Source organism: Paenibacillus sp. JT31N17 (assembly GCF_056269255.1).
In genome coordinates this window covers 162,320-179,571 of record NZ_JBWDNP010000010.1, presented here as the reverse complement: position 1 = coordinate 179,571, position 17,252 = coordinate 162,320, and the positions used below count along the sequence as shown (strand labels likewise).

Genomic DNA, 17,252 nt, shown 5'->3' with positions numbered 1-17,252 from the left:
TGTTTGGCCGATTGTATATCGGACAACAGCTGCGGTCTTTTTTACACCTGCGTTAACTTTTCTTCCTTTATCCGCTCCAGCAGGCGGGCGCAGCCCAGCGCAACCAGTTCATAAACCTCATCAAAATTACCTGTATAGTACGGATCCGGAACATCGCATGTTTTGCGGTCCGGCAGCAGATCCATAAATTTGAACACCTTGGAGTGGCCATCCGATCTGCTTCCGAATAATTGTCTCACATCGCGCTCATTATTATTGTCCATGCATACGATATAATCATTATTGCTGTAATCATCCAGTCTTACCTGCCTTGCGCGAATGCCTTCGTATGAGATCCCATACCGGTCCAATAGCCCCCTTGTTCCCTCGTGAGGGGGTTTTCCCAAATGCCAGTCTCCGGTACCTGCGGAATCAACGGCGATAACACCTTCCAGCCCAGCCTGAACCAATTGATGGCGAAAAACGGCTTCTGCCATGGGCGACCGGCATATATTGCCTAAGCATACGAATAATACGGAAATCATAGATGACCTTCTTTCTCCTTGTTGTCCTTTGCTTCCGCTGCCCGTTCTTCCTGAAGCTCCTCGGCGTAAACAGATTGAGCCAGTACAAATTTCAGTGACCGGCGCGGAAGTCTCCATCTGTAGTGTACCGATAACATTCTGAAAACAATCACGATCACGAAAAGAAACAGCAGATCCAGAGTGGTAGTAAACCAGCCCAGTCCAATTGCCGCCCCTGCCGCCATAGCCCATACCGCATAAATTTCATCTCTGAGCACAAGCGGCTTCCGCCCGGCAAGCACATCGCGGATCATCCCCCCGCCAATTCCCGTAAGCATGGCGGCGACGATTACCGCACTGAGCGGATGCTTCCCGGTTGCGTACAGCGCCCCTTGAATGGCGAAGGCCGAAAGCCCGATCGCATCGAAAAATGCTTCGCTGCGTTTCCAGTGCTTGATCCATTTGACGGGCAGAATAAAAGCGATTGTCATGGCTATGACAGCCGTTTTCAGCAGCATTCCCTGTGTCCACAGCATCGTTACCGGCACATCAATGAGCAAATTCCGGATGACGCCTCCGCCAAATGCGGTGACCAAGCCAAGCACATAGACGCCCAGGATATCGTATTCCTCTTCCATGGCCACAATGGCTCCACTGACTGCAAAGGCGATCGTACCGATAATGCTGAACACTGTGAAAATGTCCATGTTGAGTTGATAATTCACGTCATACTGCCTCCGATTGCCAACACGGCAGCCAAAGCATTCACCAAAGCGAATGCCTCTTCGCCAGGAGTGACTCGTTTTAATCCTCTCTCATTTTATCCGCGGTCAGCTCAATCGGCAATAGCCATTTGATATTTTTAATACTGGTCAATCTTGGTTCAGCCCGGGTATACTGACAAAAGAATTATTTTGGAGAGGAACGATCCATTGCCGTGCAAATTAATCGCATTCTTATTTTCACCGGAGGCACCCTTGACTTATGGGCGCTTGACCATATCCAGCATAATGATTATATCATTGGCGCCGATGCCGGTGCGCTTTTTCTCATTACACATGGGATAAAACCCAATATTTCACTGGGCGATTTTGACTCCGTCACCGCAGAGCAGCTGGAGAGGATTCAGGCTGAGAGCGGCGAAACCCTGCCATACGACCCCATCGACAAAAATTATACGGATACCGAGCTCGCCTGGAATCTTGCGGTAAGCAAGCGTCCCCGACAGATTATTTTGCTTGGCGCGCTCGGGACCCGTTTCGACCATACCCTTGCCAATGTCCATCTTCTGCGCTTGGCGCACAGTGCGAATATAGACGCTGTCATTATTGATAAACACAATCGTATTTCTTTAACCTCAGATGAGAAGATAATACTGGCCAAGGAATATCCGTATGTGTCCCTGCTCCCGCTCACCGCTGCGGTAACAGGCATCACGCTGACCGGCTTCCAATATCCGCTTCATGAAGCAACCCTGGAAATAGGACAGTCGCTTGGAATCAGCAATGCCATGACCGGCGAGCAGGCCATCGTACGGATCAGAGAAGGGCTGCTGCTCGTTATCGAAAGCCGTGACTGAGAACAGCGGGCACATGCTTACGACGTTGGTTCATCTGGAGGAGTCACGATCTTCAGTCCGGGGACATATTTGCGGCTCATGGTTTTTCTCGTTTTACGGTTTTCCTTGGAATCAAACACAATATCCATATCATATTCACTGCCCGGATAGAGCTGATTCCCGGATATATATAAAGATAATCGTTTGTGGTTAAAGGTCAATTTATTCTTCTGCACCTGAACCACTACGTCTCCGCGCTCATCAGCCGGCTTGTAGACAATCCCTGTTCGCTTCAAAGGGCTGATCCAAACGCAGTCGCCTACCGCAAATGGCTGTTGCTTGGCGTCCTCGCCGGCATTTATTTCGTTTGAGGCGCTCTTCTTGGGCTTCATGACAGGGAAATAGTCTGGCACCTCCGTTTTTGCTTCTTCTTTGATTTCCATATCTGCTGATTCCGAATGCTGAACCATTCCCGTCCGATAGGCGGCGGCTCTCTCTTCAGCCCTGCTCACCACCCGCTCCGGCAGGCCGTATCGTCTGGCTATGGCAAACGCATAGCTGTCGCCCGCCTCTCCAATCTCGAGCTTATACAGCGGCTTCAGTGTATTCGCATCGAATGCCATCCGTGCATTGGTACAGCCTTGCGTGCGTGAGGCAAAACGCTTGATTTCATTAAAATGCGTCGTTGCGGCAACCAGTGAATGCTTGGCCAGAAATTCCTCCAATACGGCAATGGATAACGCGATCCCTTCATCCGGGTTAGTGCCTGCAGCCAGCTCATCGAGGAGGATCAGTGTACGCCCGTTTGCGGTCATGAGCATTTCGCGCAGGCTTTCCATATGGGCGGAGAAGGTGCTGAGAGACTGCTCTATACTTTGTCCATCGCCCACATCGGCCATAATATGCGCAAAGACGCCAAATTCGCAGCCCTTCCCGGCCGGAATCATTAAGCCTGCCTGGACCATCAGTGTGAGCAGCCCGATCGTCTTAAGCGTAACCGTCTTGCCTCCTGTATTCGGCCCAGTGATGATGAGTTGTCTGAAATCCCTGCCAATCTCCACGTTCAGCGGAATGCAATCCGTTCCAAGCAGAGGATGTCTGGCATCTGTCAGCTTGACGGAAGGCCGATCCGTGAGCGCTGGCGCAACGCCTTCATATGACCGCGACAGCTTTGCCCTGGCGAAAATAAAATCAAGCGACGCCATGGCCTCGACATTCCACCGCAAGCGGTCCGTCTCCTGTTCGGCCAGCTCCGATAGTCCGGATAGTATCACCGTCCGTTCGCGCTCCTCCGCACTCTTCCACATTTGCCACTCTGCCTGCAGATCCGCCACGTCAACCGGTTCGACAAAAAGTGTCTGACCGCTTGCGGATTCATCCCACACCGTTCCAGGCACCTGCTTGCGCAAATCCCGCTTAACTGCAATTACATAATGGCCGTTGCGCTTGCTCACGATCTGCTCCTGCAGAGCGTTCTTATATTTGCCCAGGGAATGATCCAGCTTGCGGCGGGTCCGCTCTTCCGCAGCCTCCAGATGCCGGCGGATATCGGCAAGTCCCGGACTTGCCTGATCTGTCAGCAATCCATGCCTGATGCATCGCTCCAGCTCCTTGCGAAGCTCAGGACAGTCATGCATGGAATCGGCATAACCGCTAATTGTCGGTGCGGCATCACGCTTGGCATCCATGTACCTTTTCATCTGGGAGACTGCCGTCAGCCACAGCGCCAGCTGCCCCAGCTCAAGCTCGGAGTAGATCTTGCCTTTGCCCAGCAAAGCCATGAACATCACCATTCCCTCCATGGCTGAGAGTGGAACGCTCGCTCCTGCAGCAAGCAGTCCTGCTGCTTCCTCCGTCTCGCGGAGCCACGACCGGACCTGAGCAGGATTTGAGCTAGGGATATGACGCTGTGCAAGCTCCCTCCCCGAATCGGATACTGTGTAGTGGATCAATTTGTCTTTCATTTTATTGAATTCCAGTTTGTTCATACTTGTCTCGTTCATCATTTCAGGATACCTCCTATTGGATAGTGTGAAAAAGTGAACAAAAAAAACAGGAACAGAACGCATCCGCGTTCCATTCCTGTTTGTGTTGAACGGCTGTACGAATAAAGCAAGCCCTCCTGGCTTCCTGCTGCATCACTGGAAACAGGAGCATCGGCTTAAGCTTATCGTGACAATGAAAAAGCGTGCTCATAAAGAGCACGCTGATTCGCCGTTTAAGCAGGCGGAAATCGTCATGTTCTTAACTCATGGCGATACCCCACTAAACAAGCATTCAAGAATGAACAAACCTGCCTTTTGATCCGGCACGCCAATTCATGCTGAAAGCTTACTAACTGATAACTGAGCAATTTCATCTGTCATTGCTAACAGTTACAGTCACTGCTAACCGGGCAATCGAATAAATGATTGCTAACGGCTACAGCTACTGCTAACCGAGTCATCGAATACTCGATTCCTGACGGTTGCAGTGTGAGGTATCAATATCCAATTACGAGTTAAGAATCCCGACCGTCATTAAAATTTCCCCCTGCTATTTGAGATTAGCTTTATCATAACTTCCAGAAATGTGTCCGTCAAGCGCATAAGCCTATCCCCGCAGCGTCAATTTGAGCCCGGTAGTGGCATAGGAAATATGATCAGGCAGGCCGTAGTCATGCCTTAAATCGATATCATGTGACATATGGGTGAAAATCGCCTGCTTCGCTTTCCAATCCCTTACAAGCTCAAGCGCTTCCGTCACATCATAGACCGACCTCGAATCAAACGGAAAAGGCTCATGATAAAAGCTTGTTCCCAAGACCAGCAGATCCAGATTTTGCAGCGGTATGACCTGTTCATCTGTAAGAGCGATGGCATCTGAGCAGTACGCCCAGGACGTTCCGCTTCTTCCATGCGTGAACCGGAAGGCATAGGCGTAGCCATTTTTGCCATGATTGATTTTCCAGCAGTCCACATCCCAGGAGCCGAATTGGAGCCGTGCCGTAATCGGCCGGAAATCTATATTACGATGAATCCAGGGGAAACGCTGGTTGATCTCGGCAATCACATCCGGCATTGCATAAGCTTCTCCGCGATAGTTTAACCATCGGCACATGTCCGCCCATTCCGCTAAACCGCCGATATGGTCGAAATGAGCATGCGTAATCAGAATGCGGTCTATGCGCTTCAAGCCGGCCGATTCCATCTGGGCCCGCCAATCCGGTCCGCAGTCAATCAGCATCGTGCCGTATTCAGAGTCATCCAGATGGACAAGAGAACGATATCTGCGATTGAGTCCGCCCTCCCGGCGGGCTTCTTCACACACCTCACAGCTGCAATACACGCGAGGGACACCCATGGAATCCCCCGTCCCCCAGAAAGTAATGGTTGTAGACAACGATCGTTTCCTCCTTAGTCACTGCTGGAGCGTTAACTTACTTAAGACCCGATGGTTCGTTTGGAATCAGAATGCTTTGAGGGCAATGGTTTCATGCTTCTTAAGGCCTTCGATCATTTCATGCCAAGAGTCCGGTTTATCCGGGAGCGCGGAATAATAAGTGGTGAGAAAATCAGCGACCAACGAAGAAGGAAGAACACTCAAATCCTCGTCTTTTGGCAAAAAACAAAGATCCAATCCGCCAACCGCTTCCCCGTTCTCCTGCCAGGAAGGATGGAGATAAGAAAAATCAAGCCTCTTGTAACCGATATGTGAGAGTACTTCGCGGCGAATATGCGGATTCATCGGCGCGACGCCGCCAAAATGATAGTCAACAGTCTGCGGATTGTAAATTTCGGCGAACATCCCGATCGGCTCTGTGCCGCTCTCCCTGGCAAGCTGGGCAATATGCTTCTCCCGGCTGCGCAGCAGAAAGCGACCAATCCCCAGATTCGCCCGACCAATGATCGTAAAGTCCGTCATTGCAACACGCATATCAGGATAATAACGGTACTCTGTAGCTCCTACCACATCTTCACCGTCTACGGCGACATACACGTGAATGCCGCCATCCTGAAGCGGACCCTCCCATTTTTCAAAAGCGTAAACCTCTTCCGGCGGGAACACCACCTGCATGAGCTGATGCATCTTAACAAATAATGGATCTTTGATTGTTTGCACGCGAACATAGTCCATCTACGATCACTCCATTCTTCAAAATTTATGGGATATAAACGGATTACGCCACTCCATAAGCGCTGCATAATGGCAGGATTCCTCATCCTCGAGGTAATTCTCCATGATGCCCACAGGAAGACGCCCGCAGCGCAGCAGGAAGGAAATCACAGGATCACTGCGAATGCCCGCTGCCACGTCTGTCAAATATTGTTCAGCGGACTTCTCAGCGGACACCACATGATAGCCAGGCATGCGGCCGCCGCCCAGCAGCCTTTTCAACTTCAAATGAACGACAACCTCATAAAGAGACTGCATCAGCCATTTTCCTATCCCTGTTTTTCTAAAAATAGGGATAACTCCCAGATCGACCACATACAGGGTATCGCCAGAAGGGTCATGGTTGCGAATGTAGCCGCTGTCCGTGATGGACTCCCAGCTGTGACTGCCTGACAAGGATGCGTCCTGAAGCAGCAGCGAGGTCATTGAACCGATTAACTGGCCGTCCGCCTCCGCACATATCGCTCCTTCGGGAAAACGAGTCACATGCTCTCTTAGCTGCTCTTCATTCCACCACAGCTCCGAAGGAAACGGAGGAGGAAAACAAGCCTTCTGGATAGCGATCATGCCGTCTGTGTCATCCAGCGTATAATTGCGGATCACGACTTTTACCGGACGCCCCGAAGCAAATACGATCAATTCTTTATACATGGCCTCTCCCCCATATATATTAAGGAATTCTAATGATTTTTTAATAAATTCACTGCAACCTTTGGTAACTCTATCCTTTTTCTCTCAATGGTAAAATTTGAGATGTTTTTCATCTGCTATAGTAAGCAAGTGACTTTCAACCAGAGAGATTCGAGAGGTGCAACCAACAAAATGATAAAAGCTATTCTGTTTCGCAAATTGGCTGTAGTAGGTATCAGTGCAGTTATAGGTATTTCTTCTCTGGCAGCGGGTCATGTCCCCAAAGCAGAGGCGGCAACGGCTTCCACCGGAAGCAAAGTAATCAAATTGGGCGACAATTACTTGGGCGTCAAATATAAACTGGGCGCTGCCAGCGGAATCAGCACTGCATTCGATTGTTCATCCTTCACCCAATATGTATTCAAGAAAGTCGGCATTACACTGCCCCGCACTTCATCGGCCCAGTCCAAAAAAGGAACGTATGTTGCGCGCAAGAACTTGAAAGTTGGCGATCTTGTTTTCTTCTCCACTCCCAGCTCCGGTAAAAAAGTGGGACATGCGGCTATTTACGCCGGCAACAACAAAGTACTTCATACATACGGCACTGGAGGCGTGAAATTTACAAGTCTCAGCAATTCCTACTGGAACTCCCATTATGTAACCGCTAGACGCGTTCTTTAGCTCTACTGCAGTACGTACAAGTGAAAAATAATGCCGGTCAAAACGGGAACAGCTTCGCATTCAGTACATTGAATTTGCGAGGCGGTTGCCGCTTAAAGACCGGCTTATTTTTTTTGCGGTAAAATTATGGTAATCGTGGTCCCCTGCTCATGCTTGCTGGAGACGTCGATTTGACCGTCGTGCAGCTCTACAATCCGCTTGGCAATGGATAGCCCGAGTCCGACTCCGCCGGTGGAACGGCTTCTTGCTCCATCAACCCGGAAGAAGCGTTCAAATAAATATGGCATTTCTTCCTCGGGTATACCGATCCCTTTGTCGGAAACCGCGATGCGGACGGAGGATTTGGTTAACGTGAAGGTTATGTCTATCGGCTCTTTGCTGTATTTGATGGCATTGTCCAGCAGGATGACCATCAGCTGACGGACTTTCTCCTTATCCGCTGTAATCCTAAGCTCCGGCTTGGGCGAATGCACGCGTATCAGTCGCTGGAAGGTCATATACAGCATATCGGCCGTTTCATCGGCCAGCTGAACCACATTGAAGGTCTCCATGTTCAGCCAGGCCTCCTGCTCCGCCTGTGCCAGCATCAGCATGGATTTTGTCAGGTTTTGCAGCCGCTGGGATTCTTTGCTGATCGCTTCAATCGCTTCGTCGCGGATTTTCTCGTCATCCCTTCCCCACCGCTTCAGCATGTTTGCATAGCTGCTGATCACCGTAATCGGGGTTTTCAATTCATGGGAGGCATCCGCCACAAACTGCTTCTGATGCTCGAAGGTCCGGTCCAGCCTGTTAATCATCTGGTTAAAGGCTCTGGCAAGCTGCAGCAGCTCCGCCGATTGATCCTTCTGATTCAGTTCAATCAGACGAAGCTTGCCGCTGCGGTCGATCTCCCGCATCGTCTGGACCATATGCTGAATCGGCGAAGTCAGCCTGGAGGTAAACCAGTAGGTTCCCAATATAGCAAACAAAACCGCACCGATGCTGGTAATCGAAAGCGCGATAACCAGAACCTGCAGGTAGCTGTCCAACAATGTAAGCTTGCGGTAAAGCTCGAGTGTCCCGATTACCTGAGTTTCCTGGTAGAGCGGAACCTTCATATACAGCGCTCTGCGCCCATCGATAAAAATCATGCCGGTGTCATGCTGTGTGGTAAACACCGGCTTCAAATCCAAAAGCTGCGGGTCGGAGCCCTGTACATTAATGACCTTGCCCTGCGGGTCGACAATGCGGATCAATTCGCTTACATTGTAATAGTCCCGCAGCAGATCATATTCCTTCAGTCTCAGCGGGTCGTTGATCCGCTTGTCCTCCAGCAGAATATTCACTTTGTTCGTCAGCAGCTGATCTTCACTGCGCATCGATATCTTGATCACAAACAAATAGACGAAAATGTTAAACAAAATCAGGATGAAAATTAACCAGAAAATCGTAAAGAATGTGAACCTTCTCCGTAAGGTCATGCGTCCGGCTCCTTAAGCATATAGCCTACCCCGCGGACCGTGTGTATCAGCTTATGCCGGTAGCCCTTATCGATTTTCTGGCGCAGATATCGGATATACACGTCGACAAGGTTGGTCTCTCCGATGAAATCATATCCCCAAACCTCGGATAGTATGTCCTCCCGCGACTTCTCTTCATTCTTATGCTCGGCCAAATAAACCAGCAGCTCAAACTCCCGCGGTGTCAGTTCAATCGGGATATCTTTGCGGAAGACCTTCCTGGAGCGCAGCTCAATGGAAAGATCCGCAGTCTTGAGAATATCCGGACTTTCCGTCTCCTTCGGCTGCTGCTGAAATATGCGAAGCAAATTACGAACCCGCGCAAGCAATTCCTCCATTGCAAACGGCTTCGTAATATAGTCATTGGCGCCATGCTCGAAGCCGCTGACTTTATCCGGTATCGTGTCCCGTGCGGTCAGCAGGATGATCGGTATCGGATTACCCGCGTTCCGCAGACGGCGCAATACCTCAATGCCGTTGAGCTCCGGCAGCATGACATCCAGCAGGACCAGGTCCCACTCATTCGATTCCGCTTGTGTTATTCCGCTTCTGCCGTCTGCGGCACGGCCTACGGAATAGCCTTCGTGCTCAAGCTCAAGCTGCAGAATACGGGCGATGCCATCTTCATCTTCTATAACAAGGATGCGTTCGTTCATCTGGTTGTCCTCCTACTTCTTTGCGATCAATTAGAGGCCATTATTTCCCCTATCATAATGAAGCAAAGCGTTGAATGCAAGTGGGAGTCCATGGTGACCGCAAGCAGCAGTTTACTTGTATATGCAGCGAACAGCATCGCCGGCCGGAGAGCTTCCTGGAATGGAAGGTCCGAAACATTGATTTATCATCATCAAATTGTGGATAGTAGAACATTATCGTTGACTGCTGCTCTGCATGGACCATGCCTCGACATCCCACACTTTTGTGACCCAATCCTCATAGAATTCCGGCTCATGAGAGACCAGGATGATCGTGCCTTTGAATGCTTTAAGGGCCCGTTTGAGCTCTTCTTTGGCTACTACGTCCAAATGGTTGGTCGGCTCATCAAATGCGATCCAGTTGCTCTCGCGCATCATCAGCTTGCACAGGCGGACTTTCGCCTGCTCGCCGCCGCTAAGATGACTCAGCGCCCGTGTAATATGCTCATTCTTCAGTCCGCAGCGGGCCAGCGCGCCCCGGACTTCGCTCTGGGTCATATGGGAAAACTCGTTCCAGACATCATCCAGCGGAGTCAGGCTAGGCGCTTTGGCCTCCTGTTCAAAATAAGCGGGAAAGAGGAAATCCCCGCGGTAGGTCTTCCCGTCAAGCGGTGGAATGACCCCAAGTATCGTCTTGAGAAGCGTGGATTTGCCGACACCGTTGCAGCCGACAATCGCAATCTTGTCTCCTCGCTCAATCAGCATGTTCATCTCCGGCAGCAGCGGCTTGGAGTATCCGATGGCAAGTCCTGTCGCCTCAAATACGGTTTTGCCGCTTGAACGGGATTCCTTGAAGCTGAAGGTCGGTTTCATGGCTTCATCCGGACGGTCGATCCGGTCTATGCGGTCAAGCTGCTTCTCGCGGCTTTTGGCCCGTCCGCTTGTCGAAGCGCGCGCTTTATTGCGTTGAATGAAATCTTCCTGCTTCTTGATGTATTCCTGCTGCTTCTCATAAGCATCTATATGCTGCGCTTTATTCAGATCCGCCATCTGCAGAAACTTCTCGTAGTTCGCCGTGTAGCGGGTGAGCTTGGCAAACTCAAGATGGTAAATGATATTGACGACTTCATTCATAAAGCCCGTTTCGTGGGATATGAGCACAAAGGCGTACGGGTAGTTTTTCAAATAATTCGTCAACCAGGTAATATGCTCTTCGTCCAAATAGTTCGTAGGCTCATCCAATAATAAGACCGTCGGTTTCTCCAGCAGCAGCTTGGCAAGAAGCACCTTCGTACGCTGGCCTCCGCTTAATGAGGAAACGTCGCGGTCCAGACCTATGGCATTCAGCCCCAGACCATTTGCCATCTCCTCCACCTTGACATCCAGCAGGTAGAAATCGCCGATTTCCAGCTCCTCCTGAATCTCGCCCATCCGGACAAGCAGCTCTTCCAATTTGTCCGCGTCCGCGTCCGCCATTTGAGCGGCGATTTCATTGAGCTCCTTCTCGAGCTCCAGCAGAGGGAGATATGCGTCCTTCAGCACATCGCGAATGGTTTTGCCCGGCGTCAGCTGGGTGTGCTGATCCAGGTAACCGTAACGCACCCGCGGCGTCCATTCCACTTTGCCGCTATCCTTCAACAGCTTGCCTGTCAAAATATTCATCATGGTTGATTTGCCGGTACCATTGGCGCCGACAAGTCCGACATGCTCTCCTGCGAGCAGACGGAAGGAAACGTTTCTGAATAAGGTGCGGTCACCAAAATTATGGGATAAATCTTCAACTGTCAGTAAACTCATGTTCATGTGCTCCGTTTCTGTATGGTCGTTTAACGATCGGCATGCTTCCCGCATCCGTAGAAATAAGCACTGAGCCAAATTGCGGCATTAGTGCGCTAACCGGCAGAATATCCATACCGCTCGCGTACCATTGTATCACAGGAGCTTGTCAATTGTGTCAACTTCAAGCAAAAAGGTTGCTTATAAAGGGCTGAAAGGCCTTCTCAAGCGCTTTCATCCATGACTTGCGGGTGGTTGCCCACCCACCGCTCCACATCAGCTCTGCCCATGCTTCTGCCGGCAGCAGCGGGATGGATAATGCAGGCTTGCCTGGAATCATCGACAGCCACTCTGTACGGTAATTGAATTTCATATCCTTGTTGGCAATCCACTTCGTCGCAAGACCCAGCTTATCGCGCTCGAAGCACAGGACTTGCGCCGCCTTAATCCGCGAAGGCGTCCATTTGAAGGGAAGAGGGTCCACCACGAACAATAATATATCGGCGCCCAGAAGCTGCTCCTCCGCTTCCCGCTCAGTCCATTTGCTGGATATATCGGTTATGACCACTGACTGATTGAGAGATTCCATCATCAATCTGAATTTCAGCGCATGATCCGCACTTTCCCGTGGAAGCTCAGGGAGAAGCGTGTGCCAGACGATATGATTCTCGCTGCTTGTACGCGTCCGCGTAAAGCGTGAATCCAGTGGCCTGTCCGAATCCGGGATGGATGAGGCTGCCTCCAAATTCAACAAGGCATGCCATTCAGGCTCAAGCAGCGGATGCTCCACCGCCGCGCAGTCAATACCATGCTGCTGCATCAAACGGGCAAGCGTGATGGACGTGAAGGTGGATCCGGCACCGGGTGACAACGAGGCAACGGAGATATGCAGGACAGCTTTGCCTGCTTTAAGACTATACCGCTGTCCAGCGCGTGCAGACGGTCCATGATCACTCATGGCCTGCGCGCCGGCCATGCCGTTCTTCAGGCAGTCTTCCAGTGCGCTCCGCGCTTCGAGCATGGAGGGATAACGGCAGTTGGGCCGCGGATCGACCATCTGACCGATCACACCCCGGACCGAAGCTGAGATATGCGCAAGCATACCGCTTCCCGTCATTCCGCCGCTTTGCAGTTTTGTCCCCCCGCTGAGGAGATAGAACAGCAGCGCTCCAAGCCCGAACACATCCGTTCGCGCATCGCTTTGCCGCTCCCCTTCCTGCTCCGGAGCTGCGAAGCCAGGCGTTCCCAGCTTGACTGTATCGTGCTCCTGACCGGATTTATACCTTCTGGCGATTCCGAAATCAATCAGACGCACGTATCCGCTATGGTCAAGCATCACATTGGTCGGCTTGAGATCGCGGTGAATAATAGGCGGATTTTGCATATGCAGATAGTGAAGGGCGTCACTAAGCTGAATGCCTGTCTCGAGCGCATCTTCTTCAGACATAATCCCCGTTCTGCTGCTTCTTAAACGCGATTGCAGCGTATCGCCGTCAATATAATCCATGACCAGTATTTCCCTCCCTTCATTATCAGGAGGGAAATAATCGACGATCAGCGGAAGTCGCGGATGATTGAGCCTCATCAATAAGGCAGCCTCTTCAGCGCTGTATAAACCATCCGCAGTAGGAGGCTTATTCACTTTCAGGGCGCGCAGCTTTCCCTGCAGCCGGAGATCCTCTGCCGCATACACCTCCCCCATCCCTCCCTGACCGATCAATCCTGCAATCCGATACCGCTCCCCGATTACAGCTCCAATTTCATACCCGTAATTCCCTTCTATGTCCATCTTCCGGTCCCCCCGCTGCTATCATTTATACAAACCCACCTAACTAAAAAACAAGAAGAAACAGCTCCCTCCATCCCTGGCGGCAAAAGCAACGCTTCTCCCTTTGGACCTTAAAGACATCAACAGGAGCAAGCTTGATTGATAAGATCAAAAAAAGCACCCCGAAAATACAGACTCTTGGTCTGTACGATCGGGATGCTTTCCCAAACATTAGCATATAGGTTTGTTTACCGTTTAATCAAATATAACGTAATTTCATCACGGTTGTGAAACAATTGTTTTGCTTTGATCAGCACGAATGCGGACTCCAGCTTGGCAATAACGTCACGGATCGTTTGAAGCGGTTTTTTGTGCATCAGCTTGAGGGTAATGATCGCTGTTGCACCAGGTGAAAGGGCATCGATCTGCTCCAGCACCAGCTTCGCCATTTGCATGGGGCTCCAGCTCATGTCGCAGACCAGCAAATCAAATGTTTCCGGGTTGAACTTCACATCCGAAGCATTTTTCTTCAAATAGGTCAGCCGGTGATAGCTGGCCAGTGAAGGATGCAGATCGGCGGGATCGACAGAAGTGACACGAAGACCGCGGTCAAGCAGCAAATGGGTCCACCCTCCGGGGGCCGCACCGATGTCGAGAGCTTCGCCATATTCGGCAAAATCAAGCTTGAAGGTCCGCTCCGCTTCCAGCAGCTTGAACTTTGCCCTGGAGATCTGGCCATCTTCACGCTGAAATCGGACCGCTCCGCCCGGCCAGTCCGACAGCTGCTCCTCGGGTGTGCCCCAGCCGACATAGAACTCCTCCGAGCCAGCATAAATGGATAGAATCAAATCCGGCGACTGCATTGCCGGCTCGCTGCCAAGCTCTGTCAGCACCGCATCCAGAACAGCCTTCGTATCGGCTGCCGAATAAATAAAAGGCGTGCGCTCGGCACGCCGCAGATGCACGGCAGCCGAGCAGCCTTCACAGCGAATGCGCGCACTGCGCACCAGACCGGACAGAGCCTCCAGATCATCGGCATTCCCATGAATGGGAAGCGCACGATCGATCGGCTGGATATGGCGCAGGAAAATCGGCTCCTTGGCTTGCAATACGGCCAATACCTCTTCACGGCTTTGCGGGAGCTCCATGCGAAAAATCTCCCCGGCAGCCAGCTGGGTAAATTTAATCCCATCAAATAAACGCCGCAGCTCTTCCATTGCATAACTGGCAAAGCCATGATTAGCCGTTCCGATCCACTGCGTCAACGCTCCATTCCTCCCTGCCTTGCGACAGCCCGAATCCACGGCCTGCCATCTACCCACTCCACTTCAACCGGCCAGTCATAAGCCTGACTAAGCGCCTCCGCGCTCAATACCTGTTCTTTGGGACCCGCTGCCGTCAGCCGTCCTTCATGCAGAAGGGCAACATGGGTGAACAACGGGATAATCTCCTCCAGATGATGGGTCACATAAACCACCATCAACCCCCGGTCGCTCAATCTGCCCAGATCAACCAGAAGCTTCTCCCGTTCATGCAGATCAAGACCCGCACATGGCTCGTCCATAATGAGAAGCTTGGGATTCGACATCAGAGATCGCGCAAGGAGTATTTTTTTGCGTTCCCCTTGGGATAGCGTTCCAAGCGGCTGATAGGCCATATGGCCGAGCCCTACTTCTTCAACGAGGCGTATCGCCTTCAGGCGGACTTCCTCATCAATAGCCTGATAGAAACGCAAAAATGCGTATTCTCCTGTTGCAACAATTTCCCAAACCGGATCGGTTAGCGAAAGCTTCTCGATAACGGATTGGCTGATATATCCGATTTCCTTGCGCACCTCGCGCACGTCGCAAGCGCCGTAACGGTTGCCCAGCACATCGACCGTACCGGAGGATGGAAACATATAACCGGTCATCATTTCCATCAGTGTCGTTTTGCCCGAGCCGTTGCGCCCCAGAATAACCCAGTGCTGGCCTTTCTCCATATGTAAATTAACACCGGTCAAGATATCACGCTCTTCACGGCGCAGTGTTATTTCATTCAAATGAATCATTTCGTATTCCCCCTGTTATTACACCAGCATTGGTCCATTATGAATTACAATATGGGATGGCGCATGCTGAAGCAGTAATTCCATCATCTGCGCCCGGCCTGCAGGACTGGATGTATGAAAATAAATCGTAAGCGGGTATCGGCCGCTTTCCACGATGTACCTGGCTACTTCAAGACCTGTGGGCTGACCCCATCCCAGATCGTAGTCAAGCGATAGAATATTCACTTCTTCCTGCCCCAGAAGCTGCTTGCAATCCTCGGCATTTTTGACAAGTGTGAAGCCCGCCGGACAAGCCCGGTAATCATCGAGATACACATTAATCATCGACTTCCTCCCATACTCCGAACAAGCTTGAGCTGTTCCATGTGTGTACCGTCCGCGCCGGACGGCGTCTCCAAAATAAAGGGAATCTGTGCAAGTGCAGGGTGGCTGAGCAGCCATCTGAAACCTGCTTCGGCGATGTACCCTTCGCCGATAACGGCATGGCGATCACGCTTCTCGCCGGAAGGGTATACCGAATCATTCAAATGGATGGCAATCAGATGCGGGAGAACACCGAGCTGCTCCGCCTTCTCCATCCATGGCGCATCTGGACTTCCATTCCACACTCCGCTCGCAAACAAATGACAGGTATCGAGGCAAAAGCCGATTTTCTCCTTATCCGCACATAAGCTTCGCACCTGGGCAAGCTCCTCAATCGTCGTTCCCATAAACGTATGGTCGCCCGCCTGATTCTCGATGAGCAGCTTGGCACGGCCGCTCCATTGCGTCGTTACGCTGCTTAATGTATGAACGGCATTGCGGTACCCTTCCAGAGGCTCCTTGCCTTTATATACGCCAAAATGAACCACCACGCCAAGTGATCCGCACGCCTCCGCAATGTCAAGGTCATTCAGCAGCGACAGGACCGTACGCTTCCTCTGGTCCTCGCTCTCCGCCGCCACATTCGTGGGATAAGGAGTATGTCCGATAGAGACGATTCCCTGCTTCCGGCAAAATTCCGCACAGCGGGCGCCGTCGCCGGCATCAAATGCCTTGATGCTCAAGCTTCTCGGATTCTTCGGAAAATATTGAAAGGCATTGGCACCCAGCGCTGCGGCGCGCTTGGCCGCTTCAAGGTAACCGCCCCTTGTCGATACATGAGAGCCGGCGAGCATAGGCTTACCTATCCTTTTGGCATGATGGGCAATAAAACATTTTGCGGGAGTTGATCTCCCCCTGCTCAATCGTCCCATCGCACCGAATGCAAGGCTCCCCGCCACGGTCATACACGAGGCAGTGGTCATTATAGCCGCCGGTTAATGTATCGTCAGCCGTCAAAGGCATTTCCATATATCCGCCGAGGGAAGCTGCATTCAGCAGCACTTTATGCATGGAATGATAGAGATTCTCCCAGGTTGCGGGCTCCAGATCGGATATGTGGGCGTCCGGTCGGACACCGGCGTCGAATACAATTTCGTCGGCATAGCAGTTGCCAATACCGGATACGACCTGCTGATTCACAAGCGCAGTCTTCAGCGATCCTCTTTTTCCGGCAAAACGCTTCTTGAACTGCTCGAGCGTCAATCGTTTATCCAGCGGGTCTGGTCCTAATTTGGCCAGATGAGCTTCCACTTCCTTGACCTTGTATAGGTGGATATAACCGAGCCGGAGACCGATAAAACATAATTCTCCGTTCGGAAATTCAAGCGCCACCTGGACACTGCGGTCCGGACGCTCTGCCGGCGGTCCAAAATGAATCAGGCCCCCAAGCATCAAATGAAGCAGCAGCCGCTTGCCGTTGTCCAGATGAAACAGCAGCATTTTGCCCCTTCGCTCGACAAACAGCACCGTTGCGCCAACCAGCTCCTGGGTAAAAACCTCAACGGGCACATTGATTGATTTCTCGCGGGTGACTTCAACTTTCGTAATCGGCTGCCCCGAGATGCGTTCAGCCAGCATTTTGCGATAGTTTTCCATTTCCGGCCATTCAGGCATCGGGTTCTCTTCCTTTCTCA

At 51.5% G+C, this 17,252-nt stretch carries 17 protein-coding genes; 2 read left to right on the top strand and 15 right to left on the bottom strand.

Annotated elements, in window-relative coordinates; translation table 11 throughout:
- Window positions 1-41: 41 nt before the first annotated feature.
- Window positions 42-524 (bottom strand): low molecular weight protein-tyrosine-phosphatase, encoded by a 483-nt coding sequence (locus AC0YOB_RS26340; protein ID WP_210040591.1) that lies wholly within the window; start codon window positions 522-524, stop codon window positions 42-44.
- Window positions 521-1,210, bottom strand: a complete 690-nt coding sequence (locus AC0YOB_RS26335; RefSeq protein ID WP_210041007.1) for a trimeric intracellular cation channel family protein — start codon at window positions 1,208-1,210, stop codon at window positions 521-523. The genes AC0YOB_RS26340 and AC0YOB_RS26335 overlap by 4 nt, the downstream gene beginning before the upstream one ends.
- Window positions 1,211-1,440: 230 nt before the next feature.
- Between AC0YOB_RS26335 and AC0YOB_RS26330 the strand changes: the two genes are divergently transcribed.
- On the top strand, window positions 1,441-2,082 hold the full coding sequence (locus AC0YOB_RS26330) for a thiamine diphosphokinase (RefSeq protein ID WP_475795286.1): 642 nt from the start codon (window positions 1,441-1,443) through the stop codon (window positions 2,080-2,082).
- 17 nt (window positions 2,083-2,099) lie between these two features.
- Here AC0YOB_RS26330 and AC0YOB_RS26325 read toward each other — a convergent pair whose 3' ends face one another.
- The 4 genes from AC0YOB_RS26325 to AC0YOB_RS26310 all read right to left on the bottom strand — a co-directional run bounded on the left by AC0YOB_RS26325 (window position 2,100) and on the right by AC0YOB_RS26310 (window position 6,867).
- Window positions 2,100-4,067, bottom strand: a complete 1,968-nt coding sequence (locus tag AC0YOB_RS26325) for an endonuclease MutS2 (RefSeq protein ID WP_475795285.1) — start codon at window positions 4,065-4,067, stop codon at window positions 2,100-2,102.
- A 586-nt stretch (window positions 4,068-4,653) separates the two neighbouring features.
- Window positions 4,654-5,442: an MBL fold metallo-hydrolase gene (locus AC0YOB_RS26320; RefSeq protein ID WP_475795284.1), complete on the bottom strand. Its 789-nt coding sequence runs from the start codon at window positions 5,440-5,442 to the stop codon at window positions 4,654-4,656.
- Window positions 5,443-5,508: 66 nt separating this feature from the next.
- Window positions 5,509-6,177 carry a GNAT family N-acetyltransferase gene (locus AC0YOB_RS26315; protein ID WP_475795283.1) on the bottom strand — a complete coding sequence of 223 codons (669 nt, stop codon included), beginning with the start codon at window positions 6,175-6,177 and terminating at the stop codon, window positions 5,509-5,511.
- An 18-nt stretch (window positions 6,178-6,195) separates the two neighbouring features.
- A complete protein-coding gene (locus tag AC0YOB_RS26310; protein ID WP_475795282.1) occupies window positions 6,196-6,867 on the bottom strand; it encodes a GNAT family N-acetyltransferase in 672 nt (223 codons plus the stop codon).
- 171 nt (window positions 6,868-7,038) lie between these two features.
- On the opposite strand from AC0YOB_RS26310, the gene AC0YOB_RS26305 reads away from it, so the two are divergent.
- On the top strand, window positions 7,039-7,527 hold the full coding sequence (locus AC0YOB_RS26305; RefSeq protein ID WP_210040581.1) for a C40 family peptidase: 489 nt from the start codon (window positions 7,039-7,041) through the stop codon (window positions 7,525-7,527).
- Between the two features lie 104 nt (window positions 7,528-7,631).
- Here AC0YOB_RS26305 and AC0YOB_RS26300 read toward each other — a convergent pair whose 3' ends face one another.
- The 9 genes from AC0YOB_RS26300 to AC0YOB_RS26260 form a co-directional block, all read right to left on the bottom strand.
- The gene (locus tag AC0YOB_RS26300) at window positions 7,632-8,987 is read right to left on the bottom strand and encodes a HAMP domain-containing sensor histidine kinase (protein ID WP_475795281.1); all 1,356 of its coding nucleotides are present in this window, start codon (window positions 8,985-8,987) and stop codon (window positions 7,632-7,634) included.
- Entirely contained in the window at window positions 8,984-9,682 is a 699-nt protein-coding gene (locus AC0YOB_RS26295; protein WP_210040577.1) for a response regulator transcription factor, read from the bottom strand. Before AC0YOB_RS26295 ends, AC0YOB_RS26300 begins: the two co-directional genes overlap by 4 nt.
- A 213-nt stretch (window positions 9,683-9,895) precedes the next feature.
- Window positions 9,896-11,458, bottom strand: coding sequence for an ABC-F family ATP-binding cassette domain-containing protein (locus AC0YOB_RS26290; RefSeq protein WP_210040575.1), 1,563 nt, complete (start codon window positions 11,456-11,458; stop codon window positions 9,896-9,898).
- Between the two features lie 163 nt (window positions 11,459-11,621).
- The gene (locus AC0YOB_RS26285) at window positions 11,622-13,226 is read right to left on the bottom strand and encodes a serine/threonine protein kinase (RefSeq protein WP_475795280.1); all 1,605 of its coding nucleotides are present in this window, start codon (window positions 13,224-13,226) and stop codon (window positions 11,622-11,624) included.
- Between the two features lie 227 nt (window positions 13,227-13,453).
- Window positions 13,454-14,470: an SAM-dependent methyltransferase gene (locus AC0YOB_RS26280; RefSeq protein WP_475795279.1), complete on the bottom strand. Its 1,017-nt coding sequence runs from the start codon at window positions 14,468-14,470 to the stop codon at window positions 13,454-13,456.
- A complete protein-coding gene (locus tag AC0YOB_RS26275) occupies window positions 14,467-15,255 on the bottom strand; it encodes an ABC transporter ATP-binding protein (protein ID WP_475787167.1) in 789 nt (262 codons plus the stop codon). Before AC0YOB_RS26275 ends, AC0YOB_RS26280 begins: the two co-directional genes overlap by 4 nt.
- Before the next feature lie 18 nt (window positions 15,256-15,273).
- Window positions 15,274-15,579 carry a cyclic-phosphate processing receiver domain-containing protein gene (locus tag AC0YOB_RS26270; protein WP_475795278.1) on the bottom strand — a complete coding sequence of 102 codons (306 nt, stop codon included), beginning with the start codon at window positions 15,577-15,579 and terminating at the stop codon, window positions 15,274-15,276.
- Window positions 15,576-16,412, bottom strand: coding sequence for a deoxyribonuclease IV (locus AC0YOB_RS26265; protein WP_475795277.1), 837 nt, complete (start codon window positions 16,410-16,412; stop codon window positions 15,576-15,578). Before AC0YOB_RS26265 ends, AC0YOB_RS26270 begins: the two co-directional genes overlap by 4 nt.
- 4 nt (window positions 16,413-16,416) lie before the next feature.
- Window positions 16,417-17,232 (bottom strand): Fpg/Nei family DNA glycosylase, encoded by an 816-nt coding sequence (locus AC0YOB_RS26260; RefSeq protein ID WP_475795276.1) that lies wholly within the window; start codon window positions 17,230-17,232, stop codon window positions 16,417-16,419.
- Window positions 17,233-17,252: the final 20 nt, after the last annotated feature.